This is a genomic window from Flavobacterium sp. EDS (genome assembly GCF_020991525.1).
Classification (GTDB): Bacteria; Bacteroidota; Bacteroidia; order Flavobacteriales; family Flavobacteriaceae; genus Flavobacterium.
Map to the genome: position 1 here is coordinate 11,811 of NZ_JAJMOZ010000013.1, position 23,885 is coordinate 35,695.

The 23,885-nt window shown below is 32.2% G+C and carries 21 protein-coding genes; 7 read left to right on the plus strand and 14 right to left on the minus strand.

Going from position 1 to position 23,885, the window contains the following annotated elements:
- Positions 1 to 34: 34 nt before the first annotated feature.
- The 4 genes from LPB87_RS16480 (at position 35) to LPB87_RS16495 (ending at position 4,775) form a co-directional block, all read left to right on the plus strand.
- Positions 35 to 1,375, plus strand: coding sequence for an inorganic phosphate transporter (locus LPB87_RS16480; protein ID WP_129537908.1), 1,341 nt, complete (start codon positions 35 to 37; stop codon positions 1,373 to 1,375).
- A 200-nt stretch (positions 1,376 to 1,575) separates the two neighbouring features.
- Entirely contained in the window at positions 1,576 to 2,580 is a 1,005-nt protein-coding gene (locus LPB87_RS16485) for a helix-turn-helix domain-containing protein (protein ID WP_230728596.1), read from the plus strand.
- 46 nt (positions 2,581 to 2,626) lie between these two features.
- Positions 2,627 to 3,259: a DJ-1/PfpI family protein gene (locus LPB87_RS16490; protein ID WP_230728597.1), complete on the plus strand. Its 633-nt coding sequence runs from the start codon at positions 2,627 to 2,629 to the stop codon at positions 3,257 to 3,259.
- 139 nt (positions 3,260 to 3,398) lie between these two features.
- Positions 3,399 to 4,775 (plus strand): SMI1/KNR4 family protein, encoded by a 1,377-nt coding sequence (locus LPB87_RS16495; RefSeq protein ID WP_230728598.1) that lies wholly within the window; start codon positions 3,399 to 3,401, stop codon positions 4,773 to 4,775.
- Between the two features lie 83 nt (positions 4,776 to 4,858).
- On the opposite strand, the gene LPB87_RS16500 is transcribed toward LPB87_RS16495, so the two are convergent.
- The 11 genes from LPB87_RS16500 to LPB87_RS16550 all read right to left on the minus strand — a co-directional run bounded on the left by LPB87_RS16500 (position 4,859) and on the right by LPB87_RS16550 (position 16,308).
- On the minus strand, positions 4,859 to 5,623 hold the full coding sequence (locus LPB87_RS16500; protein WP_230728599.1) for an RDD family protein: 765 nt from the start codon (positions 5,621 to 5,623) through the stop codon (positions 4,859 to 4,861).
- Complete coding sequence (locus tag LPB87_RS16505) at positions 5,623 to 5,763, minus strand: hypothetical protein (RefSeq protein WP_230728600.1); 141 nt, start codon at positions 5,761 to 5,763, stop codon at positions 5,623 to 5,625. Before LPB87_RS16505 ends, LPB87_RS16500 begins: the two co-directional genes overlap by 1 nt.
- 151 nt (positions 5,764 to 5,914) lie before the next feature.
- Positions 5,915 to 6,499, minus strand: a complete 585-nt coding sequence (locus tag LPB87_RS16510; RefSeq protein ID WP_230728601.1) for a hypothetical protein — start codon at positions 6,497 to 6,499, stop codon at positions 5,915 to 5,917.
- 20 nt (positions 6,500 to 6,519) lie between these two features.
- On the minus strand, positions 6,520 to 7,092 hold the full coding sequence (locus LPB87_RS16515) for an STM3941 family protein (protein ID WP_230728602.1): 573 nt from the start codon (positions 7,090 to 7,092) through the stop codon (positions 6,520 to 6,522).
- Positions 7,093 to 7,268: 176 nt separating this feature from the next.
- The gene (locus LPB87_RS16520) at positions 7,269 to 7,664 is read right to left on the minus strand and encodes a tautomerase family protein (RefSeq protein ID WP_230728603.1); all 396 of its coding nucleotides are present in this window, start codon (positions 7,662 to 7,664) and stop codon (positions 7,269 to 7,271) included.
- Positions 7,665 to 7,786: 122 nt separating this feature from the next.
- Positions 7,787 to 9,391: a hypothetical protein gene (locus tag LPB87_RS16525; RefSeq protein WP_230728604.1), complete on the minus strand. Its 1,605-nt coding sequence runs from the start codon at positions 9,389 to 9,391 to the stop codon at positions 7,787 to 7,789.
- On the minus strand, positions 9,388 to 10,413 hold the full coding sequence (locus LPB87_RS16530; RefSeq protein ID WP_230728605.1) for a hypothetical protein: 1,026 nt from the start codon (positions 10,411 to 10,413) through the stop codon (positions 9,388 to 9,390). The genes LPB87_RS16525 and LPB87_RS16530 overlap by 4 nt, the downstream gene beginning before the upstream one ends.
- Before the next feature lie 311 nt (positions 10,414 to 10,724).
- Entirely contained in the window at positions 10,725 to 11,147 is a 423-nt protein-coding gene (locus LPB87_RS16535) for an XRE family transcriptional regulator (RefSeq protein ID WP_230728606.1), read from the minus strand.
- 314 nt (positions 11,148 to 11,461) lie between these two features.
- A complete protein-coding gene (locus tag LPB87_RS16540) occupies positions 11,462 to 11,974 on the minus strand; it encodes a YetF domain-containing protein (RefSeq protein ID WP_230728607.1) in 513 nt (170 codons plus the stop codon).
- 285 nt (positions 11,975 to 12,259) lie between these two features.
- On the minus strand, positions 12,260 to 13,630 hold the full coding sequence (rimK, locus tag LPB87_RS16545; RefSeq protein WP_230728608.1) for a 30S ribosomal protein S6--L-glutamate ligase: 1,371 nt from the start codon (positions 13,628 to 13,630) through the stop codon (positions 12,260 to 12,262).
- A gap of 131 nt (positions 13,631 to 13,761) precedes the next feature.
- Entirely contained in the window at positions 13,762 to 16,308 is a 2,547-nt protein-coding gene (locus LPB87_RS16550) for an ATP-dependent Clp protease ATP-binding subunit (RefSeq protein ID WP_129537913.1), read from the minus strand.
- A 258-nt stretch (positions 16,309 to 16,566) separates the two neighbouring features.
- Here LPB87_RS16550 and gyrA point away from each other — a divergent pair, with 258 nt between their 5' ends.
- Positions 16,567 to 19,215 (plus strand): DNA gyrase subunit A, encoded by a 2,649-nt coding sequence (gyrA, locus tag LPB87_RS16555; protein WP_230728609.1) that lies wholly within the window; start codon positions 16,567 to 16,569, stop codon positions 19,213 to 19,215.
- 46 nt (positions 19,216 to 19,261) lie between these two features.
- Positions 19,262 to 20,530 carry a tetratricopeptide repeat protein gene (locus LPB87_RS16560; protein ID WP_230728610.1) on the plus strand — a complete coding sequence of 423 codons (1,269 nt, stop codon included), beginning with the start codon at positions 19,262 to 19,264 and terminating at the stop codon, positions 20,528 to 20,530.
- A 117-nt stretch (positions 20,531 to 20,647) separates the two neighbouring features.
- Here LPB87_RS16560 and nth read toward each other — a convergent pair whose 3' ends face one another.
- Genes nth through LPB87_RS16575 form a run of 3 tightly spaced genes read right to left on the minus strand, consistent with a single transcriptional unit; the run spans position 20,648 to position 22,594 of the window.
- Entirely contained in the window at positions 20,648 to 21,289 is a 642-nt protein-coding gene (nth, locus tag LPB87_RS16565) for an endonuclease III (protein WP_129537916.1), read from the minus strand.
- Positions 21,290 to 21,291: 2 nt separating this feature from the next.
- Complete coding sequence (msrB, locus tag LPB87_RS16570) at positions 21,292 to 21,684, minus strand: peptide-methionine (R)-S-oxide reductase MsrB (protein WP_129537917.1); 393 nt, start codon at positions 21,682 to 21,684, stop codon at positions 21,292 to 21,294.
- A gap of 43 nt (positions 21,685 to 21,727) precedes the next feature.
- On the minus strand, positions 21,728 to 22,594 hold the full coding sequence (locus tag LPB87_RS16575) for an alpha/beta hydrolase (protein ID WP_230728611.1): 867 nt from the start codon (positions 22,592 to 22,594) through the stop codon (positions 21,728 to 21,730).
- Between the two features lie 408 nt (positions 22,595 to 23,002).
- On the opposite strand from LPB87_RS16575, the gene LPB87_RS16580 reads away from it, so the two are divergent.
- Positions 23,003 to 23,812 carry a M48 family metallopeptidase gene (locus LPB87_RS16580; RefSeq protein WP_129537919.1) on the plus strand — a complete coding sequence of 270 codons (810 nt, stop codon included), beginning with the start codon at positions 23,003 to 23,005 and terminating at the stop codon, positions 23,810 to 23,812.
- Positions 23,813 to 23,885 lie beyond the last annotated feature (73 nt).

Here is a 23,885-nt window from a genome sequence, read left to right on the forward strand (position 1 = left end):
ATTCAATTCAATTTCATTCTGAAGTTATAATTTTATGACGCTACTTATAATTATTATAGTATTAGCTTTAATTTTTGATTACATCAATGGTTTTCATGATGCAGCAAATGCTATTGCTACAGTTGTTGCCACAAAAGTATTGACGCCTTTTCAGGCCGTTGTTTGGGCAGCCTTTTTTAATTTTTTGGCATATTGGGTTTTCGGTTTTGGAGTAGCAGATACTGTTGCTAAAACCGCAAATACCATGCAAATCGATCTAGTTGTTATCTTAGCAGGGGTTATTGCTGCTATTTGTTGGAACTTATTAACTTGGTGGTTCGGAATTCCTTCAAGTTCATCACATACATTAATTGGAGGTTTTGCAGGTGCTGCTATTGCTCATGCAATTGCCGTACATGGTTTCTCAGGTTATGTTGGTGAAGACGGTACAACACAATATTGGTACGATATAGTCAGTTGGTACAAAGCAGGAAAAGATGGAGGAATGCCTTCGGGAGTCCTCATAATTGTTGCTTTTATTGTTTTGGCGCCGCTATTAGGAGCATTAGCTTCGTATCTTATCTCTATTTGGTTATTAAACTCTTCTAAGAAAAGTATTTTACCAAAATTGTTTACAATTGCTTTAATGATCTTTACAGGTATTTTCATTTATTATCAAATGATTCCTTATGAAACAATTATAGCAAACGGAGGGAAACCACGTTTTGAATCATCTCATTTTTGGAGTGTTGTATTTGAATCGCACAATATAAAATGGTTTTTGGTAGGGTTTATTATCTATTCAGTTTCGGCATTTGCTTTGATATTTAGCAGCTTAAACCTACATCAGGCAGATAGTGCATTGAAAAAAATGCAATTACTATCTTCTGCTGCTTTTAGTTTAGGTCACGGTGGTAACGATTCACAAAAAGTAATGGGTATTATTGCAGCAGCAGTTGCGGTTTATATTCATTCAAATCCAGGTATTCATATGGATGAATGGCTAGATGTGGTACTTCCGTCAGATGATGGAGCGTTCAAAATGCCAGCTTGGATTCCTTTAGCTTGTTATTCTGCAATTGCTGCAGGAACATTAAGCGGAGGTTGGAAAATTGTGAAAACAATGGGATCTAAAATCACTAAAGTAACTTCATTTGAAGGTGTAGCTGCAGAAACTGCAGGAGCATTAACGCTATATTTTACAGAGCATTTTAAAGTGCCAGTAAGTACAACTCATACAATTACAGGTTCTATCATCGGAGTTGGATTAACAAAACGTGTATCTGCAGTTCGTTGGGGAGTAACCGTAAGTTTACTTTGGGCTTGGGTATTAACAATACCAGTTTCGGCTCTTTTGGCAGCAATAATATATTATACGCTTAGTATTTTTATATAAAAGTAAAAGGACATTTATAAAATGTGAGATGTAAAATCGCATTTTAAAATTATATAAAAAGCTAGTTTCTTTATTGAAACTAGCTTTTTTTTTTGTTTAATGTTTTTTAGGAAGTATACCTTTTTCTTAATTGAAAAGAATGGCATAAATTAGGGTGAAATTGGCATTTCTGCCAAAGCTGAAGTTTATACCTTTGAATTATGGAAAAAAAGCTGATAGTTATTGTTGCAATACCCGATATGCTTATTCTGGATCTTGCAGGTCCTATGGATGCGTTTCGCCTTGCAAAACACCTGATTGAAGAACAGGATAAACAAATTCAATCTTTTAATTATGATGTTGTAATTGCATCACCTACAGACGAATTGCATTTAGGTAATTTTAGTGGTTTAAACTTTAGTTGTGATAAGAAAGTTGTTGATATTGTTGAGCCAATTGATACACTTATTATTAGTGGATTTTCCTTTAAAACACCACCACAGGATTATCTAATTTTTCAGGAATGGTTACAGAAAAATGCATGCAAAATACGACGTGTTTGTTCCGTTTGTGTTGGAGCATTTTTATTAGCAGGATCAGGATTACTGAATGGTAAACAGGCAACTACACACTGGATGTATTGCGACTTACTAAAAAGGAAGTATCCGCTAATTCAGGTAGAATCAAAACCTATTTATATACAACAAGATTCAATATATACATCTGCTGGTGCATCAACAGGTATTGATTTGTGTTTGGCCTTAATTGAAGAAGATTGTGGAAAGGAAATAAGCCTTTCTATAGCAAAAATATTAGTCATGTATTTACAAAGACATGGTAATCAGAGTCAGTATAGTAATTTTCTCCTACAGCCTGTGGTTGGTAGTATGATTATTAAAAAACTTCATCTCTGGATAGTAGAAAATTTAAATAAGCCAATAATAGTTCAAAATATGGCAGAAGAAGCAGCTATGAGTCTGCGTAATTTTAATAGAGTCTTTACTGCTGAAACGGGAATTACTCCTGCCAAATACGTAGAAAAGGTAAGATTAGAAATTGCAAAAAAGTATTTAGAAGAAACGGATCATGAACTGAAAAATATAGCACATCTAGTAGGATTTACATCAATAGATACTATGAGAGGGGTATTTATGAAACATTATCACATTTCTCCCGCTGGTTATCGGATACAGTTTCAGAAATCAGACTTTAATCTGCTGTCATAAAACGGCTGCCTTAAAAATAGTAGAATAACAATTAAAATTACTTAAAATGGAATCAAAAAAATTTCCACAATTCAACGAAAAAAAAACAATAAAAGTTGCGTTTCTTGTATTTGATCAAGTTGAAGCACTTGATCTGAATGGTCCGATAGATGTATTTTCTAAAGCTAATTTTTTTGGCAGCCGATTTCAACTCTATACGGTTTCCCCAAATGAAAATTTGGTGTATTCTGAAGGTAATATCCTTCAGATGAAAGCAACTTATAATTTTTCTAATGCTCCACAGGCAGACATTATAGTAATTCCTGGGGCAGAACCATCTTTAGCAAAGAAGATTGCAGATAGTAATATTGAGATTACTGAATGGATTAAAAGCCAACATAAAACAGCTGCATTGACATTTTCAGTTTGTACAGGCTCCGTGATTCTTGCTGCAACTGGAATTTTGGATAATAAAAAAGCAACTACCCATTTTGGAGCAATGCAGTATTTAAAAATGCATGAAAGCATTGAGATTATTGAAAATGTACGATACGTCTTAGATGATGAAGTGCTTACCACTGCAGGAATCACCTCGGGTTTAGACGGAGCATTATATGTTATTGAAGAAATATTGGGCAAAGAAATTGCAGATAACATTTCGAAAATTATGGTTTACAATCGCTCTACGGTTTATGAATAATTAAATGTAAACTTATAAAATGAAAGCTACAGGAGTAAAAAATCTTGTAGCTTTTTGTTTGATGTAATGAATTTGCTTTAAAAATAAAATAGAGTACATTTATTCTATTCTAAAAAAGCAAGAAAGCATAAAGATTAAAATGGAAGAACCGAATAATAAGTTCGCAGCAGAACAAATAGAAAGAATTAAAAACAAGCTAGTTGAAGCTAAAGTCGCAGATAAAGACTTAAAAGTATTTGGTGCATCGGGTCACGAGTATGTTCTGGGAGAAGTTGCAAGTAGCGAGGCTATTTTAAAATTTGAAAGCGAATATGACATACAACTTCCTAATTGTTATAAAGCATTTTTAATGAATATTGGAAATGGGGGAATATCATTCTCATCTTCTGCAGTAGGACCTTTTTATGGAATATATCCGTTGGGCGAAAATGTAAATGAATTAATCTATGAAAATGCAAAGGAATATTTAAAAGAAGATTGTGTATTGTATCCCAAAATGACTGAGGAACATTGGGAGGATCTTACTGAAAAGATTGAAGAAGACACAATTTCTGATGCGGATTACGAAAAGGAATTAGGTAAAATATATGGAGGATTATTGCCAATTGGTACGCAAGGTTGCTCAAGCTATCATGCACTTGTTTTAAACGGAGAGTTTAAAGGAAGAGTGGTAAATATCAATAGCGAAAGATATAAACCTCAATTTACCTTTGAGTTGAATTTTTTAGATTGGTATGAAAGATGGCTTGACGAAGTAATTTCGGGTGATTTAATGCAGGATAATGCAGGATGGTTTGGGTATCGAATAGGAGGTGCTGTGCAGGATATTCTAAAAATGTACTTCTCGACTGATGATAATGAGGTTAAAAGTGATTGTTTGACAGGAATCTTAATAAAACAAAAATTAGATGCTGAAACATTAGATATAATTGAAGAAGAATATAAAAACAGTAATGACGAGATTCAAAAAGAGTTACTTCAGATACTTACAAAATTCGATTACGAACGGGCATATCCTTATTTAGTAGATTTTGCAGATGAGAGTTTATTGCATGTTTTTCAATTTGTATTTTGGTACGCAAAAAAGAATAGCGCAGATTGGTTGGGTATTATTGAGTCGAATATAGACAGGATAAATGATGACGAAACTTTTAGTTTTTGTGTGTATCTACTAAAAGAAATGAATATCGATTATGGGTATCTTGTAGTTCCTTTTACTCAAAATAAGGATCAGAGCATACGAGTTACCGCATATTATATGCTTGGGCAATTAAGTAACAAAAACAGCTATCTGGAAGCTTTTATTGCAGGTTTGAATGATGGCGCAAATAGAGTTATTCATACAGCTTTGCAAGCTTTGGATGGAGTAGAGGATAAAAGACTGTTGAAACATTATAAAAGCATTGCAGAACGATTTCCTGTAGAAGAAGATTATATTCTGGTGAATTTAAATCACAGACTTAAACCGTTTGGATTATCAAATACAACGATTAAAGATTTGGTTCTAGATGCTTAAAGTGATTTTATAAAAAAAGAGAGGATATTTTCATTGAAAATATCCTCTCTTTTTTGTTTTGTATTTTCTTGTAAGCTGTCGATTTATTTTTGCATTTCTATTAGCCTCCATTGCCCGTTTGGTTCTTTTTCTAAATAGAGGTTTATGTTTAAGTCTTTTGTGTTTCCTAAAACTTTAATTTCAAATTGTGCTTGTCCTTTTCCGTTAGAAATACTTATATTTCCAGTTGGCATCATTCCGTAGCCTTTAATTCCGCCAGTTTCAGTTATAATTTCTTCATTTTTTTCTATTTCATTTATTGAAACTTTATACGCATCTGAGTTTTTCATTGCGTTTCCTGCAAATAAAAATACAAACACAAAAAATATAACTCCAAGAGTAACTAAAGCTAAAATTCGAGGAAGTTGTTTGGGTTTATTTGGGTTTTTTACAACAATTGTTTTAGTTACTTTATCGCCAAGTCTTTTTTTCTGGTCACTTGTCGCTAAAACAATAAATTCAACTGGCCAAATGATAAGAAATAAGTTTCGTAAATATAAACGACCAAATGAAGGAATTTCGTTTTGATTGTTGTCATCACGAACCATAATTCCCATAACCCATTTACCAGGACTAATTCCTTTGAAGCTGTCTTTTGCAAAATATAAAATCAAACCAGGTACCATCACAAAGAACATTGTTGTTACCATTTTTACTGGATTGTTTTCGTCCATGAAATTTGATCCAAGTGCAGTAAATACAATTGAAACTATTAAAAATGACATTACGGAATGGTCGATTAGGAAAGCTACAATTCGCCTTTTTCTACTTGATTTTAAAAATGTCAATTCTGTCGTTTGTTCTGTCATTATTGTTGTTGTTGTTGTTGTTGTTGTTGTTGTTGTTGTTGTTGTTGTTGTTGTTGTTGTTGTTGTTGTTGTTGTTGTTGTTGTTGTTGTTGTTGTTGTTTAGATTTGGGGTTAACTTCTTTTACTAAAATAAAAGCCAAATATACCCCCATTTAAATATGTTTGTGTGTAGTTGTTTTTAATTTTTTTTGGAATCAATATGAAAGCTGTGGAGTAGTAAGATCTGTTTTTGGTCACATTTTTTTATCCTCAATCTTGTCTTTCTGAGGAACGAAGAATCAGATGAAGATGCTAAGACAAAGTGTTTTTTGCCAAATTTTGAATGCATTGCTCTCTAATTTTCCAAAGGTCATTAAGTGATAAACTTATTTGCTTGTTCTTGTCTAGCCAAGTTAGAAGATGATTTTTGTGATAATTTATTTTATAGTCGGTGATTTGTTCTGGTAAAATTTCGATTTCTTCAATTAACTCATCCAAAAAGTCAGTCGGGGCAGAATTAATTTTTGTCAGGTCGATAATTTTGTCTTCAAACTTTAAATAACAATGCGCCTCTGGGATATAGTATAGTTTATGTTCTAAAAGCGTCAATGCTATTTCGGGTGTATTTTTACTATTCATTTTAAAAATTCCAACAATAAGTTTTATAGTTCCAAAATTATTTTCGTCTGCTAGTTTTTTTAGTAAAGCATGCTTTGTACTGCAGGTTCCGTAATTATCTGTGAAGACAGAAGCTAAATTGATTTTGTCCTGATTGCGTCCATAAGCAAGTTCTTTTATGAATACAGCAGCTTCATTAAAAGTTAGAATATTTCTGTCGAGAAATTCCTTTGAAATTTTACCTGTAGATTTTATCTCAAAATCGGGTTGATTTGTCATTGCTATGTCGTCTTTTACAATTACGCGTAATCCCTAGCTTCTATAGAATTTAAGGGTTCTGTTTCTTGTTTGTATTTATTCAAATTTTCGTTTAATGTTTTCGTAAGCTCAATATGACTCATTTGCATTGAGTTTGCGGAAAGAATAAAGGGAGAACCATAATTATTCGCATTAAATTTTATTAATTTTTTACGTATTGTACTTTCTTCTTTTTTTATCCAATAATCTGAATTATTCACATCGATTATTACAAATTTTTGATTTTGTGTTTTAAATTCAGAAAATCCATTTATGTTTTTCCATTTAATATATTCTGTGAGCGATTTTTCCGGATTAACATTTACCCCATTTCTGTTAATTATAAGCATTAATTGATTTGCTAATAGTCGTTTAATCGAAACATATATGCCTAATCCAAAAAACAAAACGGATGCAATTCCAATACTCCTTATCAAAAGTGGATTTGATAATTTATAATCCGTAAAATTTTCTGCATTCATGAACATATAAATTCCACCAACAACAAATAAAAGAGAACCAATTAATAATAAAAATGATTTTTTCTTACTGGAGTAAATTTCTATTCTTTCCATTTATTATTTTATTTTTTTTGAACGTGAGAATATTGTGTTTGATATTTTGAGTTCTATGATGGTAAGACAATCGAAGTAATTGATTTCGTTTATATAAATGTACGATCGCTTCATTCCCATTGAATTTCGAGCGTCAGCCTGTCTGACTTGAAACTTTTGTTGAAGTAGTTGTTATTTTAAACCTCAACCTTAAATCCTAAATCAACGTCATGTCCTGATTGACCTCCTTGTACACCCCAGCTTTCTTTTTTACTGTCTCGAACAACAATTAAAATATGGTCTTTTGGGATGCCTAATTCAGATAAATTTTTAGCGATTTCACTAAATAATTTTCTCTTCGCATCAATTGAACGCCCCGAAAAAGCATCAATACTTATTAAAGTGTATAATTCAGGTTGCGTTTTAGTGGGTGAAACTGCAAAACGATGCGGTGGATGAACCAAAAGCCGAACGGTTTTATCTTCTGGTGGAATTTGAAAAGCGGTTACCATTGCTGAATGAACTGCATCGATAATTTTTGTACCTTCTTCTTCGTTATAGTCTTTTCTAACTTCTATTAAAATTGCTGGCATACTATTTTTTTTGTTTATTAGTTTTTTTGTAAGTATAATTGAGGATAACGTTTTGGTGTTTGGGGATTAAAGAACAAACTTTTTCAATTTCGAAACTATCTATAGAACCTAATCTTGGAAAATTATTCTTTAACTCCGAATTTTTCAATTAATTTAGTAAATTCCTTAACAAAACTTTGTTGCAAGATTTTACTGTCTGGCAACTCTGAAAAGTCAATTACAGTTATTCCTTCAATATTGAAATACTTATCGGAATCGTATTCTTCTTTTTTTAAGGTTGATGTTAAAATAACTTGCTTGTTTAATTTTTTATATTCTTCAATCATTAATTCTTCTTTAAAAGAGGAAAGTTCTCCTTCTCGAAACGAATCAATAATAATAGGGAAGTTGTGGTTTAAAATATTGTTCAATGCTAATAATTTACAAAAGTAATATTCTTGTCCTTCACTACCAGAGTATGTTTCCCCATTTTTGGTAAATATATCTTCAAATTTTAGTAGTCCATGAGGATCAATTATTTTGTAATATCTCCCCATTTCTTTTAAAATACTGGATATTATTTGTTTTTGTAACTCTTTATTAGATACGATTTTAGTTTCGTTATTTTTAAGTTTTTTTTCAATTAAACTAAGTTCATTTTGAAGTTGTACTATTACTTTATCTATTTCAGAAGAATCGACAAAATCATTTTGAAAAAGAATATAATTTTTTGTTTCGGGTGTTGTTGAATCAAGTAATTTATTTAGTTGTTCTTGCTCTTTTATAATTTCATTATTGAATTCAATTATAATTTCAGACTTTAAGCTAACATTTTCTTTTATAGATTGAATAATATTTTGTCTGACAAAATTATTGCTTACTTCAAAATCAAAATCATCATTTGAAAAAATTATTTTGTTACTGCCACATTCTGAACATTTAACTTTGCCCTCATTTAGGCTTCTGTTTAAAGAATTTAATTCACTTATTAATAATTCAAGTTTGACTTTTCTATTTTCCTCTCTATTTCTGTTTTTCTTTAATTCTGTAATATTTTTATGAATTTCGTCAAGCTGATCCGAAGTGTTTTTAAAGTCTATATTGTTAGATGCAGAACTTATAAAAGAGGCAATCTCTGGATTACTTTTAATGATTGCAATCTTCTTGATTTCTGCTTTAATCTTAGATTCTAATTGTTTTTTTTCCTTTTTTAAGTTCTCAATATCATACTTATTCTCTCTAGTTACAGATACACCTAAAAACGAATAGATTAGATTTAGAAAATCTAGCTTATTATTTAAGCCTTTCACAATAAGATTAGAAGTATTTCTTTTGTCTTGACCAAGAAAAAATAGTTCGTATAGTAAGCTTAGGTCTACTAGCTTTAATTCGCCATCTTTGTCAATTTTAGGTAATTTTAAGATTTCTTTGTCGAAATAATACTTGAATTCAGTAATACTATTGAATATGATTAACTTTTGATTATTTAGTACAAGTATAGAATTACCTTTTCGAAGAAATTCAAACTCTTTTTTATCAAATTCAATATTTGCATAAAAATAGTAGGATTTTGAATTGAATCCACTTGGGAATATTGATTCATATCCAATTGAATATACTATGCTTTGTAAAAGTAGTGTCTTTCCTCTATTGTTATCATTACTAAAAATAATATTAGTATTTTCTTTGAATCGACTTTCAATAAAAGCTTCATCCTTATTCCCAAATGCAATCTTCTTTATTATCATTCTATTCCTTCTATTATTATTGAAATTAAGTATTTGATTGTTATCTCATTTAAGAATGAGATTCTCGGAGTGTAACTTCCAAAAACAGTATTATATACAAGGTCAGCATCTTTGTTATTGTTCAATGAAAAGTATGTAATAATATCTTCACATACTTTCCAAAAGACTTTGTTGCTATTTTTATTAAAAAAAGCTCTTGATAAATTTGAATTGCAATCTTGTAAAACATCTTTTTTATCTTCAATATTAAGATGATCTATAAAAATGGAAAAGTATAGAGGATAATAAAATATATTTTTGAAAATTTCGGTTCCAATTATTCTGCTGACAATCAGTAATTCAATATCCTTGACAGATAAGTGTCTTTTAAAAGATAGAACCTCTCTTATTTCTGTTATTGTTGCATTTTCGATATAACTAATTTTCTTAGATGATTGAATATTGCGTAAATCAATAAATACACTTTTGTAAAAATCATCAGATTTGATTTCTGTCTTCTTGAATTTTGTTATAGCTTTGATGTATTCGTTTTCTGCTTGATCATCTTCTACAATTGTTACAATATCTAAGAAAAGCTCTATTTGCGAAGTGTAATCGATTGAGTCTTTTTTTACTCTTATTACTTCCTCTGTAAGCCCATTCTTGATACGTGTTTTAGTTTTCTCTACAATATTGTCGAAATTATAACTTCTTAGACTCGAATCTATTTTATAATCATCTTTTAAAATTGGACAAAAGAAAATAAATTCTTTGAAAGCAAATGTTGATGAGAAATTATCAAATAGTGTGAAAAAATAAGTTCCAATTTTCTTTGGTGACAATGAAGCCTCATTTTTTGATTGAATATCCCAAATTTTATTATGCCTTTTGTTAATTCCGCTCACGTCGTTAAAACAATCAAAAGTGACATATTCAATTTCTTTACTGTCATTTCTTTTTCCGATTAGATACAATAATGATTTAGTTTCAAAAACAGTAGCTTTTTCATTATTGATTTCGGTATTTTTAAAAATGTATGTCAATTTATTTTCTTTAATTATGTTTTTATAATTGTCACTAACTTTCTTTTCTACAAAATTTTCACACTCCTATTATTTGAAAAGAAACAATAAATGTATTTCGTAAAATTATTTTTACAAACATATCGAAAACTTTATTAATATAAATGCGTAATTCCGTAATTAAATCAAAATAATAGGTGAATATTGTTGTTTATTAACATAAAAATAATCGTTATAAATAATTGTTTAACTCTTTGGTATTAATAATCACTTTAGCCCACAAAAAAAGCCTAACCAAAGGTTAAGCTTTTATATACTATTTTTAATGTTGTCTATTTGTTCTGAATCAACTTCTCTAACCTCAACATCATTTCGTCTTTTTCTTTAAGCATACGCTCATAAAGAGCGATTTTTTCATCGTGAAGTTCGATGATTTTGTCGATTGGATTGATTGTACATTTGTAATTTTCTGCATATGCAACTGCATCACCATGAAAATTACTGGCTATAATATTTATAGCTTGTTCTTCATCAAAGTTTTCAATGGCTTCTACAGGTATTTTAAGTATTTGAGATACTTGTTGTAATATGCTGGTTTCTATAGCTTCTTTTTGTTCTAGTAGAGATATTTTCTTTTGGTTCCAGTCTTCACCAAGTTCAAATGCAAGTACTTCTTGCTTTATTCCTAACATTTCACGGAAACGTTTTATATTTCTGCCTTGGTGTATTTTTTGATTGCTATTTGTGTGCGTCATGGTTTCAAAATTAATATAATCTAATGAGTTAAAGGTAGCAAAATACTTGTAAAAAATAGAATCTACTTTGTAAAATGCCGTTTTTGTATATTTTGTACCTCGTTACAAATACCTTGTTTTATGTTTAAATGTAAATTATCACAATAGCTTTTCTAAGCCAATTATGACTGAAATTTTCGCGCAAAGACACAAGGAAAACAACTTTTTAAAACTGTTGCTTGGCGACTTGGCGAGAGATTTTTAAATATAGTTTTGATAATTAGTTGATATTTAGATATCAAGTTAAGGTTTTAAGTTTTTGACTTGTCTGCTAACTACTTCTGGAAATTTTTATGATTGTGTTTTCGTTTGTAAATCGTTTGCTTTAAATGCTCGTTATTTTGTGAAATAATACTAATTGTACCATCTATCTCCAGCATGGCTAATTTGACATCTTTATAATGTTCTACGCCATGTTCGCGCATAGCTTCTTCAAGTTCATCTGATGTGATGTTCAATTTGCTTAACGATTTAAAGTCGATATGCCCCTTATGAATCAGAACTTCTGGTTTTTCGAGTAAAAGGTTGTGCAGGAGTTTAGATTTATAAGTAAGCTTTTTAAAAGTGTAATTAATGATAAATAATACAGCGGCGGCTGCAATTCCGCCCAAGAGACTCGTATCACTGCCTACCATTGCGTTCTGAACGGCATTACTAATTAATAAAATCAGAATTACATCGGCAGTATTAAGCTGCGATAACTCTTTTTTACCAAAAACGCGTAATGCAATCACCATAAAAAAGTAAACTGAGGCACTTCTGATAACAATATCAAGATATGGATTCATATTTTCTAGTTTAATGATTTAATCGAATATATGATTAATAGAGCCTTATTTTAACTCGTTAATTGCTATTACTGCGTCTGTTTGCTTCGTTTGGCTTGTAAAAATGGTATTCAACACATAGAAACATAGTCGCGATAGGTATCGAGATAAAATTGATAATCAAAGGTGATTCAAGAAAAATATATTTTTTTCACATAGTCTTATGTGATTTATTTTAAGTGAAACGTCTTTTCTAAGTTTTGTAAATCTATGCTTCTATGTGTTAAAATAATTGCATCTAGCAGGCTATTTAAATTTAAAATTCTTCTCAATAGCTTTTATCATTTCACCTGCTACATCTTTATTGGTTGCACCTTCAATTCCTTCTAATCCAGGAGATGAGTTTACTTCTAGCAATAAAGGACCTTTGGATGAACGGATAATATCAACACCAGCAACTTTTAAATCCATTGCTTTGGCGGCTTTTATGGCGATTCTTTTTTCTTCGCTTGTAATTTTTAATATCGATGCGGTTCCACCTAAATGAATGTTTGCTCTAAATTCGCCCGGCATAGCTTCACGCTGAATTGCAGCAACTACTTTTCCGTCGATTACAAAACAACGAATGTCTTTACCGTTTGCTTCTTTTATGAACTCTTGTACCAGAATGTTGGCATTTAAGCTTTTGAAAGCATTGATAACACTTTCTGCTGCCTTTTTTGTTTCGGCTAATACAACGCCTTTGCCTTGCGTACCTTCTAGTAATTTTACGATTAAAGGAGAGCCTCCAACCATTTTTATTAAATCATCGGTATCTAATGGCGAATTAGCAAAACCAGTTGTAGGAATGTCTATTCCGCTGTTGAGCAACAATTGTAACGAATATAATTTGTCACGTGATTGGGTTATTGCAGAAGCGGAGTTTAAGCAAAAAACTTTCAAAGCTTCAAATTGACGTGTCAATGCGCAACCGTAAAACGTAATACTAGGACGAATACGTGGAATAATAGCATCAAATTGATTTAATATTTTACCACCACGGTAATGAATTTCAGGCGTTTTAGCGTCGAGTTTCATGTAGCATTCTTTGATATTCAAAAATTGCATGTCATGACCACGCATTTCACCAGCTTCCATGATTCTTTTGTTGCTGTATAATTCAGGATTACTTGCCAAAAGGCCAATTCGTAGTCCAGAAGTAGCTTTTTCTGAGTTTTGATATAATTCTTTCAGCGTATCAGAGGTAGGCTGTCCTAAAAGGTATTTTTCTTCAGGATCTACAAGTACTCTGCCGCTCATGGCTTCACGACCTAAAAGCATTCTGAAACCCATCGAATCCCGATTGGTTAAAGTCATTTCTATAGGCCATTTAGAGTCACCAATTTTTAAGTTTGTTTGTATAACATAGCGTTGTTCTCTAAAACCGCTAGAACTTTTTACTACTCTTTTATCTACCAAAGGAGCTTCGCAATGTATGATTGTTTTGGTATTGTTTTGTATTGGATTAATATCAAATTTAACCCAACTGGCATCATTTTTTATAAAAGGAGCGATATTGATGGCATGCATCGCCGAGGTTTTTGCACCTGAATCGACACGTGCTTTAATTGTAGGGATCCCTAATTCTGGAAAAGAACACCATTCTTCGCTACCTAAGATGACTTTATTTTGAAGCATAATTTGATTTGTTTGACTTATCAAAAATAGAAATTTGTTTTTAATAATTTACCGATTTAATATAAAGAATAAACCCGTTATGTTATAAAAAACGTAACGGGTTTAGATTTTGTTATAAAAATTAAATTACTTTATTGATTAGTTGGCTCTTCGGCTTTATGAACATCAACAGTAAGTTCTTGTGATTCTTCATTTAAATCAATCAAGATTTCATCGCCCGAAGCAATTTTAGAAGTAATGATCTCTTCTGCTAATATATCTTCAACGTATTTTTGAATCGCTCTTTTCAATGGTCTTGCTCCAAATTGCTTATCGAAACCTTTGTCTGCGATAAATGCTTTTGCTTTATCGGTAAGGTTTAGTTTGTATCCTAATTCTTCTACACGTGCGTATAGTTTCTTAAGTTCAATTTCGATAATCAAATCAATATCGCTTTTCTCTAAGCTGTTGAATACAATAACATCATCAATTCTGTTTAAAAATTCTGGTGCAAATGTTTTCTTCAATGCGTTTTCGATAATGCTTTTCGAATTATCATCGGCTTGAGCTATTTTAGCAGCAGTTCCAAATCCAACTCCTTGACCAAAATCTTTTAATTGTCTTGCTCCAACATTTGAAGTCATGATAATTATAGTGTTTTTAAAGTCAATTTTTCGACCTAAACTATCTGTTAAATATCCATCATCAAGCACCTGAAGCATCATGTTGAATACATCTGGATGCGCTTTTTCGATTTCATCTAAAAGTACAACACAGTAAGGTTTTCTACGAACTTTTTCGGTTAATTGTCCACCTTCTTCGTAACCAACGTATCCCGGAGGCGCTCCAACTAAACGAGAAATAGCAAATTTCTCCATGTATTCGCTCATGTCAATACGAACCAAAGCATCTTCAGAATCGAATAATTCTTTTGCCAGAACCTTTGCTAGTTGTGTTTTACCAACACCAGTTTGTCCTAAGAAAATGAATGATCCAATAGGTCTGTTCGGGTCTTTAAGACCAGCTCTGTTACGTTGAATAGAACGCGCAATTTTTAAAACAGCTTCGTTCTGACCAATTACTTTATCTTGAATTAATTCAGGTAATTTAGCCAATTTGTTGCTTTCTGTTTGTGCAATTCTATTTACAGGAATTCCTGTCATCATAGATACTACATCGGCAACATTATCTTCGGTTACAAGGATTCGGTTATTTTTAGAATCTTCTTCCCATTGTTCCTGAGCTACGGCTAATTCTTTTTCGATGCGTTTTTCATCATCGCGAAGTTTAGCTGCTTCTTCATATTTTTGTTTTTTGACAACTACATTTTTGTTTTCACGCACTTCTTCCAGTTGACGTTCTAAATCCAAAATTTGTTTTGGAACATCAATATTAGTGATATGTACACGAGATCCAGCCTCATCAAGAGCATCAATAGCTTTGTCTGGTAAGAAACGTTCCGACATATATCGGCTTGTTAATTTCACACAAGCTTCGATTGCTTCGGGTGTATAAGTCACGTTGTGGTGATCTTCGTATTTGTCTTTAATGTTATTTAAAATTTCAATTGTTTCTTCAATAGAAGTTGGTTCTACAATTACCTTCTGGAAACGTCTTTCTAGCGCACCATCTTTTTCTATATATTGTCTGTACTCATCAAGTGTAGTGGCTCCAATACATTGGATTTCTCCTCTTGATAAAGCAGGTTTAAACATATTAGAAGCATCTAGAGAACCAGTTGCACCTCCAGCACCAACAATGGTATGAATTTCATCGATAAAAAGGATGATGTCATCATTTTTTTCTAATTCATTCATTACTGCTTTCATGCGTTCTTCAAACTGACCACGATATTTGGTTCCTGCTACAAGACTTGCTAAATCTAAGGTTACCACACGTTTGTGAAATAAGATACGGGATACTTTTTTCTGAACAATACGTAAGGCAAGACCTTCTGCAATAGCAGATTTTCCTACTCCAGGTTCACCAATTAATAAAGGGTTGTTCTTTTTTCTACGGCTTAAAATTTGCGAAACGCGTTCAATTTCTTTCTCACGTCCTACAACAGGATCAAGTTTTCCTTCCTCGGCCATTTCTGTTAAATCTCTCCCAAAATTATCCAAAACAGGTGTTTTAGATTTTTTATTGGACTTATTGGCTGGATTATTAAAACTTCCTTCTTTAAGACTGTCATCTTGTCCTGAATCATCATTATATGATTCGTTTCTTGGCAAGTTTTCTAAAAATTCTTCTTCGCTTGGAGTCATATTTAAGTATTGTTCTTTAGCTACGTCATAATCTATTTTTAGCTTATTCAATAGCTTGGTTGTTGGATCGTTTTCGTTTCGTAAGATGCATAAAAGTAAGTGCGCTGTACTAATAGATGAACTCTGGAATACTTTGGCCTCTAGAAATGTAGTCTTTAATGCTCTCTCCGCTTGACGTGTAAGATGGAGATTCTTTTTCTCTACATTGATTTCGGCACTAGGATTGGCAGGACTCAGTATTTCAACTTTCCTACGTAAATGCTCTAAATCAACTTCTAGGTTATTTAATATATGAATGGCTTTTCCGTTTCCATCCCTTAAAATGCCTAGCATCAAATGTTCAGTACCAATAAAGTCGTGTCCCAATCTTAAGGCTTCTTCTTTACTGTAGGTAATAACATCTTTTACTCTTGGTGAAAAATTATCATCCATAATATATAATTAGTATTGTAAATTTAGTGAATTAGTGTGTTAAAAACAAAAACCATACCCATTAGAAATGTCATGTCAGCTAAGGGACGAAAAAAATAATAATAAATGAGTTAAATAAGATTTAAATTATTAACTAATGTGTAAAATAAAGTTGTTAATAAATCATTGAAATAAGTAGTGTAAAATACCTTCAAAAATTTCAAAAATGCGTATATTGGCACGTTTTGAAACTAATATAATTTTTTAATATAACAACTTATGTCTGAAGGAGAAAAGTTAATTCCTATTAACATAGAGGATGAAATGAAATCAGCTTACATCGATTATTCGATGTCAGTAATTGTATCGAGAGCGCTTCCTGATGTTAGAGATGGCTTGAAACCAGTGCATCGAAGAGTTCTATACGGAATGTATGATTTAGGTGTAACTTCAAAATCTGCCCATAAAAAATCCGCCAGAATTGTCGGTGAAGTTTTAGGAAAGTATCACCCACACGGAGATACTTCAGTTTACGACGCCATGGTACGTATGGCTCAAGAATGGAGTTTGCGTTATTTATTAGTGGATGGCCAAGGTAACTTTGGTTCTGTAGATGGAGATAGCCCGGCAGCAATGCGTTATACGGAGGCTAGAATGCGTAAGATTTCAGAAGAAATAATGGCTGATATCGAAAAAGAAACAGTTGATTTTCAATTGAACTTTGATGATACGTTATATGAGCCTAAAGTAATGCCAACTAGAGTTCCTACTTTATTAATAAACGGAGCAACTGGTATTGCAGTAGGTATGGCAACTAATATGCCACCTCACAACCTTACAGAAGTTATCAACGGTACATTAGCTTACCTTGAAAATAACGATATTGAAATAGACGAATTAATCACGCATATTAAAGCACCTGATTTTCCAACAGGAGGTATAATATATGGTTACGAAGGAGTTCGTGAAGCATTTAAAACAGGTAGAGGACGTATTGTAATGCGTGCCAAAGTTGGTTTTGAAGAAGTAGATGGTAGAGAATGTATCATTGTAACCGAAATTCCATACCAAGTCAATAAGGCAGAAATGATCAAGCGTACTGCTGATTTGGTAAATGATAAAAAAATCGATGGAATTGCAAACATCCGTGATGAGTCTGATAGAAACGGTATGCGTATCGTTTATATCCTTAAGCGTGATGCAACTCCAAACGTTGTTTTAAATACCTTATATAAATATACGTCATTACAATCTTCATTTAGTGTAAATAATATTGCATTAGTAAAAGGTCGCCCACAAATGTTGAATCTAAAAGATATGATTCACTATTTTATTGAGCACCGTCATGATGTTGTAGTTCGTAGAACTAGATTTGAATTACGTAAAGCCGAAGAAAGAGCGCACATCTTAGAAGGTTTAATTATTGCATCAGACAATATTGATGAAGTAATTGCTTTAATAAGAGGTTCGAAAAATACGGAAGAAGCTCGTGAGAAATTAATCGAAAGATTCAATTTATCAGATATTCAAGCACGTGCTATCGTAGAGATGCGTTTGCGTCAATTAACAGGTCTGGAACAAGATAAGTTAAGAGCTGAATACGACGAATTAATGAAATTAATTGATCACTTGAAAGCATTATTAGCTGATGTTGATTTGAGAACTAATTTAATTAAGGAAGAACTAATCGAGATCCGTGATAAATACGGAGATGAGCGTCGTTCTAAGATTGAATATTCTGGTGGAGATGTTAGTATCGAAGATTTAATTGCAGATGAGAATGTAGTAATTACAATTTCGCATGCTGGTTACATCAAACGTACAAATCTTACAGAGTACAAAACACAAAATAGAGGAGGAGTTGGACAAAAAAGTGCTGGAACAAGAGATCAAGATTTCCTTGAGCATATGTTTGTTGCAACCAATCACCAATATATGATGTTCTTTACCCAAAAAGGGAAGTGTTTCTGGATGCGTGTGTATGAAATTCCAGAAGGAAGTAAAACTGCCAAAGGTAGAGCGATCCAAAACTTGGTGAATATAGAAAGCGATGATAAAGTTAAAGCGTTTATCTGTACTCAAGACTTAAAAGACAAAGATTACATCAATAGTCATAACTTAGTTATGGTAACGAAAAAAGGACAGGTTAAGAAAACTTCTTTAGAGAAATATTCTAAACCTAGAGTAAATGGAGTTGCTGCAATTACTATTAAAGAAGGAGATGAATTATTAGAAGCTAAATTAACCAATGGAGAAAGTCAGATTATTTTGGCTGTTAAATCTGGTAAATTAGTTCGTTTTGAAGAAACTAAAACCCGTCCGATGGGAAGAACAGCTTCAGGAGTTCGTGGAATTACTTTAAAAGATGATACCGATGAAGTAATTGGTATGGTTACAGTTGATAAAGATGATGTTAACGATTCTCAAATTTTAGTTGTAACTGAAAATGGATACGGAAAACGTACCAAATTAGTTGATGACGATGGTGAAGATGTTTACAGAATTACAAATCGTGGAGGTAAAGGAGTTAAAACTCTTAATATTACTGAAAAAACCGGAAAACTTATTTCGATTAATGCAGTAACAGATGCTGATGATTTGATGATTATCAATAAATCTGGATTAACAATTAGAATGGCTATTGAAGATTTACGTGTAATGGGTCGTGCTACTCAGGGAGTTCGATTGATTAATTTAAAAGGTAAAGATTCTATTGCAGCTGTAACTAAAGTAATGAAAGATGATGTTGCAGAAGTTGTTGTTGATGAGGACGGAAATGTTATCGAAAGTGTTATCGAAAGAGTAAAACCAGACTTAGAAGTTCTAGAAGACGAAGGTGTTGTTGAAGACGAAGACGAAGATGATGACGAAGACGTTGAGGAAGAGGATGCAGAAGACGACTCGGAAGAAGAAGAATCTGAAGAATAATTAATAGAACCCAACAAACAAATTTAAATATATAAAATTGAACACTATGAAAAGTAAATATGTAATACTAGCGTCAGCTTTATTGATATCAGTAGCTACTTTTGCTCAAAAAGATCAAATTAAGAGTGCTGAAAAAGCATTGAAAAGCGGAGATACTAAATCGGCTATCTCTATTCTAGACGCAGCAGATTACCTGATTACAAATGCAAAAGATACTGAGCAAGCTCAATATTATTTTGTAAAAGGAAATGCTTACTTAGAAGAAGCTAAAAAAGGAGTAGATGAAGGAAAAAACCTTTTGCTTGCTGCAGAATCATACAAGAAATTAATTGAAACTGAGAAACAATCAGGGAAAACTAAATATTCAACTCAAGCAGCTGCTTCAATTACTGATATCAAAGGAAGATTGATTAATGGTGCTATCGCTGATTCTAAAGTAAATAAACATGCAGATGGAGCAAAGAAAATCTATGATGCTTATTTATTAGACAAAAAAGATACAGTTAACTTGTATTATGCAGCTTCAACTTATGTAAATGCTGGAGATTATACTGCAGCTTTACCACTTTATGAAGAGTTGAAAAGATTAAACTATTCAGGAAAAGGTACAACGTACTTGGCTACAAATAAAGCTACTGGAGAAGATAATGCTTTTGCTACTGCAAATGAAAGAGATCTAGCTGTTAAGATTGGAACTCATGAGAATCCAAAAACAGAAGTTTCTCCTTCTAAAAGAGGTGAGATTTTTAAAAATATCTCTCTTATCTTAGTTCAAAATGGTAAAATTGAAGAAGCTAAAAAAGCTGTCGCTGAAGCTAGAACAGCTAATCCAGAAGATAAATCTTTGATTTTAACAGAGGCAAATTTATATTTGGAAACTAAAGATTATGATACTTATAAAAAACTAATCGGTGAGGTTTTGAAAAACAATCCAAACGATGCTGATTTGCTTTTTAACTTAGGAGTATTAAGCGGAAATGCTAAAAATTCTGCAGATGCTGAAAAATATTATACTAAAGTAATCGAAATCAAACCTGATTATATTAATGCATATATTAACCTAGCAGCATTAAAATTAGAGAACGAAAAAGCTATAATTGACGAAATGAATAAGCTTGGGAATTCAGCTAAAGACATGAAGCGTTATGATGAATTGAAAGTTAAGAGAAACAACCTTTTCAAAAGCACAATTCCATACCTTAAAAAAGCAGTTGAGTTAGATCCTAAAAACGAGGATGTTTCTAAAACACTTTTAAATGTTTACAGCGCACTTGAAATGACTGCTGAATACAAAGCATTGAAAGCAAAAATGTAAGATCATTTTGCTAAGCATAAAAAAACCGAGATATACATCTCGGTTTTTTTATGCTTTATAGTGGCGTACTGTAGAGCTGTACTGCAGTGCATCTTCTTTGTTATTTATAAAAAGTAATTATTCTAGGCTAAGGTAATAATTGCAATGCGGGTTAATTAGACATTCGTTGCATTTTGGCTTTGGACGACAGGTCTCTCTTCCTAAAAATGAAATAGCCATTCCTATCTCTCCCCAAATGTCTTTTGGTAAAAGTTGCATCAATTCTTTTTCTACTTTATTACCGTCTTTAGATTCTTTTGTTAGTCCAATTCTTGGTGCTACACGAATAACATGTAAATCTGCAATAATTCCTTCAGCAGGCTTATTTGACTCTTTTAGAATCACATTAGCAGATTTTCGACCAATACCTTTTAATGCTACCAAATCTTTCATTGTCATGGGGATATTTTCATCCTTTTGAACAGTATTGGCAATTTCTATTAACCATTCGGCCTTAGTTCTGTAGTTTCTAACTTTACTAATATAAGAAAATAGTTCTTCTGTATTTGTTTTAGCAAGGCTTTCCATGTTTGGATATTTTGCAAAGAAAGTAGGAGCAATTGAATTGATGTTAGCATCAGAATCTTGAGCTGATAATACTACCATTACAAGTAATTGATAGGTATTCTGATAGTCTAAAGGGTGTTTTCTGCCTTTGTATTTTGTTAGAATAGGTTCTAGAATTACTTTCCAATCTGGAGTTTCGCCAAATAAATCCATGACTATTTGTCTTTAAAATCTATCGATAAAGAGTTTACACAATAGCGTTGTCCAGTTTTGGTTGGACCGTCATCGAATACATGTCCTAAGTGACTTCCGCAATTTGCACATAAAATTTCAGTACGTTTCATTCCGTGGCTTACATCCGAAATATATTCGACTTTACCAGGTATCGATTCGTCAAATGAAGGCCATCCGCAGTGTGCATCAAATTTCGAATTACTCTCAAACAATGGCTCATTACAAGCTCCACAACAATAAACTCCATTTTCAAAATGAAGGTTATATTCTCCAGTATGTGGGCGTTCGGTTCCTTTTTGGCGGAGTACATGGTAACGGTCATTGCCAAGTTGCTCTCTCCATTCCTGTTCTGTTTTTTCGATTGGATATTTCATTGTTTTTTATTTTTTTGTCAAAAAGTAAGACTAACAAAATTAGTTACTTATGTTCAATAAATTGTACTGTTTTATTAATAACATTCGAATTGCCTAAAATTTTACGATGTCCTAATCCCTCCGTTAATAGCAATGTGCTGTTTTTTAAATGTTCATTTATATGAATTCCAGCTTTTACAGCAACTTCTGGATCATCTTTATCATGAATAACCAAAACAGGAATATTTACAGATGCCGCTGCTACATATGCTGAAAAATCATTCATTTTTATGTTGTATTTATTTTCAAAATAGTTTCGTAGGCGAGTACTGATATCTGGTTTTAATTCTAGTTTAGCGACAAAATCATCAATAATGTCCTGAACGATGTCGCCACTGCCAATAATAACTGCACGATTCACATTTAACCCTTGTTTTATAGCATTTAAAACAGACATGCCTCCTAATGAATGTCCAACGGCGGCTTCAAATGGGCCGTATTGTTTTTCAATTTCTAAAATTGAAGCAATAAAGTCGACCATATGTGTGGTTTTACCAGGAGATTTTCCATGAGCAGGCGCATCAAAACTAATAGTTTGGTAACCATGTTTAAGGAGCTCGTCGGCAATCTTAAATAATTGTGTGCCTCGACCAGACCAACCGTGAACTAAAAGTACTCTCTTGTCGCTTTTTCCATATTTATAGACAACAATTTCGCTATTTATTGCGGGTACTTTTATAGTATTCTGGATGCTTTTGCGGTCCATTTCCAATTCTCTTTTAGGAACCTTATGCTTTATTGGAGTTATAAAAAGTTTTGTAGCATATGAAGTGGCTAGTTTAGGCGAAATAAAAGAAAGGAATTTACCTGTAGTTATTATAAATCGAGGAATTTTTAGTGATTCTGTGGGATTAGATGTTTTTTTTGACATTATAATAAGTTTTATAGCGCTTTTAGAATAGTTGGATTTAAAAATATAAAAGTAAGACAATTAATAAAATGTATTGGTAAGTTGGAGTTTATTTAGACAATCTGTTTGGGGGAATTATTTTCACACATAGAGACATAGTTTACAAAGGCTGAAAAAGACGTTCCGCTTAAAACAAATCAATAAGGCAATGCGAAAAAAAAATCTCGATTAATCTTTGAATATCTGTTCTATCTCGATACGTATGGATGCTATACTTTTGTGTAGGGAATGCCATTTTTTCGAATTCTACTTAGCTAGTTAAGACAGTAACTATAGCGAATAATTTTAATTATGATATTTTTTAAACGAATTGTATAAAAAATGAATTTAGAATAATTGTATTTTTGTTTGTTATTAAATCTAAAAGTCATGAGAAATAAATTATTATTGGGAATTTTCACTATAGCTACGGTGTATTCATGTGCAGTTAATCCTGTTACAGGAAAAAAGAGTCTTAATTTTGTTTCTAATAGCGAGCTGTTTCCATCTTCGTTTCAGCAGTACAATACCTTTCTTAAAGAAAATAAAGTCATTACAGGTACTGCCGATGCCAAAAGAGTTGAAAATGTTGGTATGAAAATAAAGGCGGCAGCCGAAAAATATTTAGCCTATTTAGGTCAATCACAATATCTTAAAGATTACCGCTGGGAATATAAACTAGTTGATAATAAAGAAGTAAATGCTTGGTGTATGCCAGGAGGTAAAATTGTTGTTTATTCAGGAATTCTACCAGTAACCAAAGACGATGCAGGTTTAGCAACCGTTTTAGGGCACGAAGTTTCACATGCATTGGCAAATCACGGAGCACAACGTATGAGTGCGGCCCAGTTGCAACAGTTAGGTGCTGTTGGTGTTGCTGCAGTAACAGGCAATCAAAGTGCAGAGACACAACAAATGTGGCAGAAATATTATGGAATAGGATCGCAAGTAGGAGTGATGTTGCCATTTAGCAGAAATAACGAAAGTGAAGCTGATAAAATTGGATTAACTCTTATGGCAATTGCAGGATACAATCCAGATGAATCTATTGCTTTTTGGAAAAGAATGGCAGCTCAATCATCTGGGAAAACACCAGAGTTTTTGAGTACACACCCGTCTGATGCAACCAGAGTTGCTAATTTAAGTACATTAATTCCTCAAGCAAAAGCAACGGCGCTTAAAGTAGGTATAATCAAATAACGAGAATATATTTTTTGATTTCTAAAATCATTAATTTTCAATCAAGCTATCTTTCTTAAGATAGCTTTGTTTT

Coding starts and splice junctions, on each gene's coding strand:
- LPB87_RS16480 (WP_129537908.1), top strand. CDS start 35: ATGACGCTACTTATAATTATTATAGTATTAGCTTTAATTTTTGATTAC.
- LPB87_RS16485 (WP_230728596.1), top strand. CDS start 1,576: ATGGAAAAAAAGCTGATAGTTATTGTTGCAATACCCGATATGCTTATT.
- LPB87_RS16490 (WP_230728597.1), top strand. CDS start 2,627: ATGGAATCAAAAAAATTTCCACAATTCAACGAAAAAAAAACAATAAAA.
- LPB87_RS16495 (WP_230728598.1), top strand. CDS start 3,399: ATGGAAGAACCGAATAATAAGTTCGCAGCAGAACAAATAGAAAGAATT.
- LPB87_RS16500 (WP_230728599.1), bottom strand. CDS start 5,623: ATGACAGAACAAACGACAGAATTGACATTTTTAAAATCAAGTAGAAAA.
- LPB87_RS16510 (WP_230728601.1), bottom strand. CDS start 6,499: ATGACAAATCAACCCGATTTTGAGATAAAATCTACAGGTAAAATTTCA.
- LPB87_RS16515 (WP_230728602.1), bottom strand. CDS start 7,092: ATGGAAAGAATAGAAATTTACTCCAGTAAGAAAAAATCATTTTTATTA.
- LPB87_RS16520 (WP_230728603.1), bottom strand. CDS start 7,664: ATGCCAGCAATTTTAATAGAAGTTAGAAAAGACTATAACGAAGAAGAA.
- LPB87_RS16525 (WP_230728604.1), bottom strand. CDS start 9,391: ATGATAATAAAGAAGATTGCATTTGGGAATAAGGATGAAGCTTTTATT.
- LPB87_RS16535 (WP_230728606.1), bottom strand. CDS start 11,147: ATGACGCACACAAATAGCAATCAAAAAATACACCAAGGCAGAAATATA.
- LPB87_RS16540 (WP_230728607.1), bottom strand. CDS start 11,974: ATGAATCCATATCTTGATATTGTTATCAGAAGTGCCTCAGTTTACTTT.
- rimK (WP_230728608.1), bottom strand. CDS start 13,630: ATGCTTCAAAATAAAGTCATCTTAGGTAGCGAAGAATGGTGTTCTTTT.
- LPB87_RS16550 (WP_129537913.1), bottom strand. CDS start 16,308: ATGGATGATAATTTTTCACCAAGAGTAAAAGATGTTATTACCTACAGT.
- gyrA (WP_230728609.1), top strand. CDS start 16,567: ATGTCTGAAGGAGAAAAGTTAATTCCTATTAACATAGAGGATGAAATG.
- LPB87_RS16560 (WP_230728610.1), top strand. CDS start 19,262: ATGAAAAGTAAATATGTAATACTAGCGTCAGCTTTATTGATATCAGTA.
- nth (WP_129537916.1), bottom strand. CDS start 21,289: ATGGATTTATTTGGCGAAACTCCAGATTGGAAAGTAATTCTAGAACCT.
- msrB (WP_129537917.1), bottom strand. CDS start 21,684: ATGAAATATCCAATCGAAAAAACAGAACAGGAATGGAGAGAGCAACTT.
- LPB87_RS16575 (WP_230728611.1), bottom strand. CDS start 22,594: ATGTCAAAAAAAACATCTAATCCCACAGAATCACTAAAAATTCCTCGA.
- LPB87_RS16580 (WP_129537919.1), top strand. CDS start 23,003: ATGAGAAATAAATTATTATTGGGAATTTTCACTATAGCTACGGTGTAT.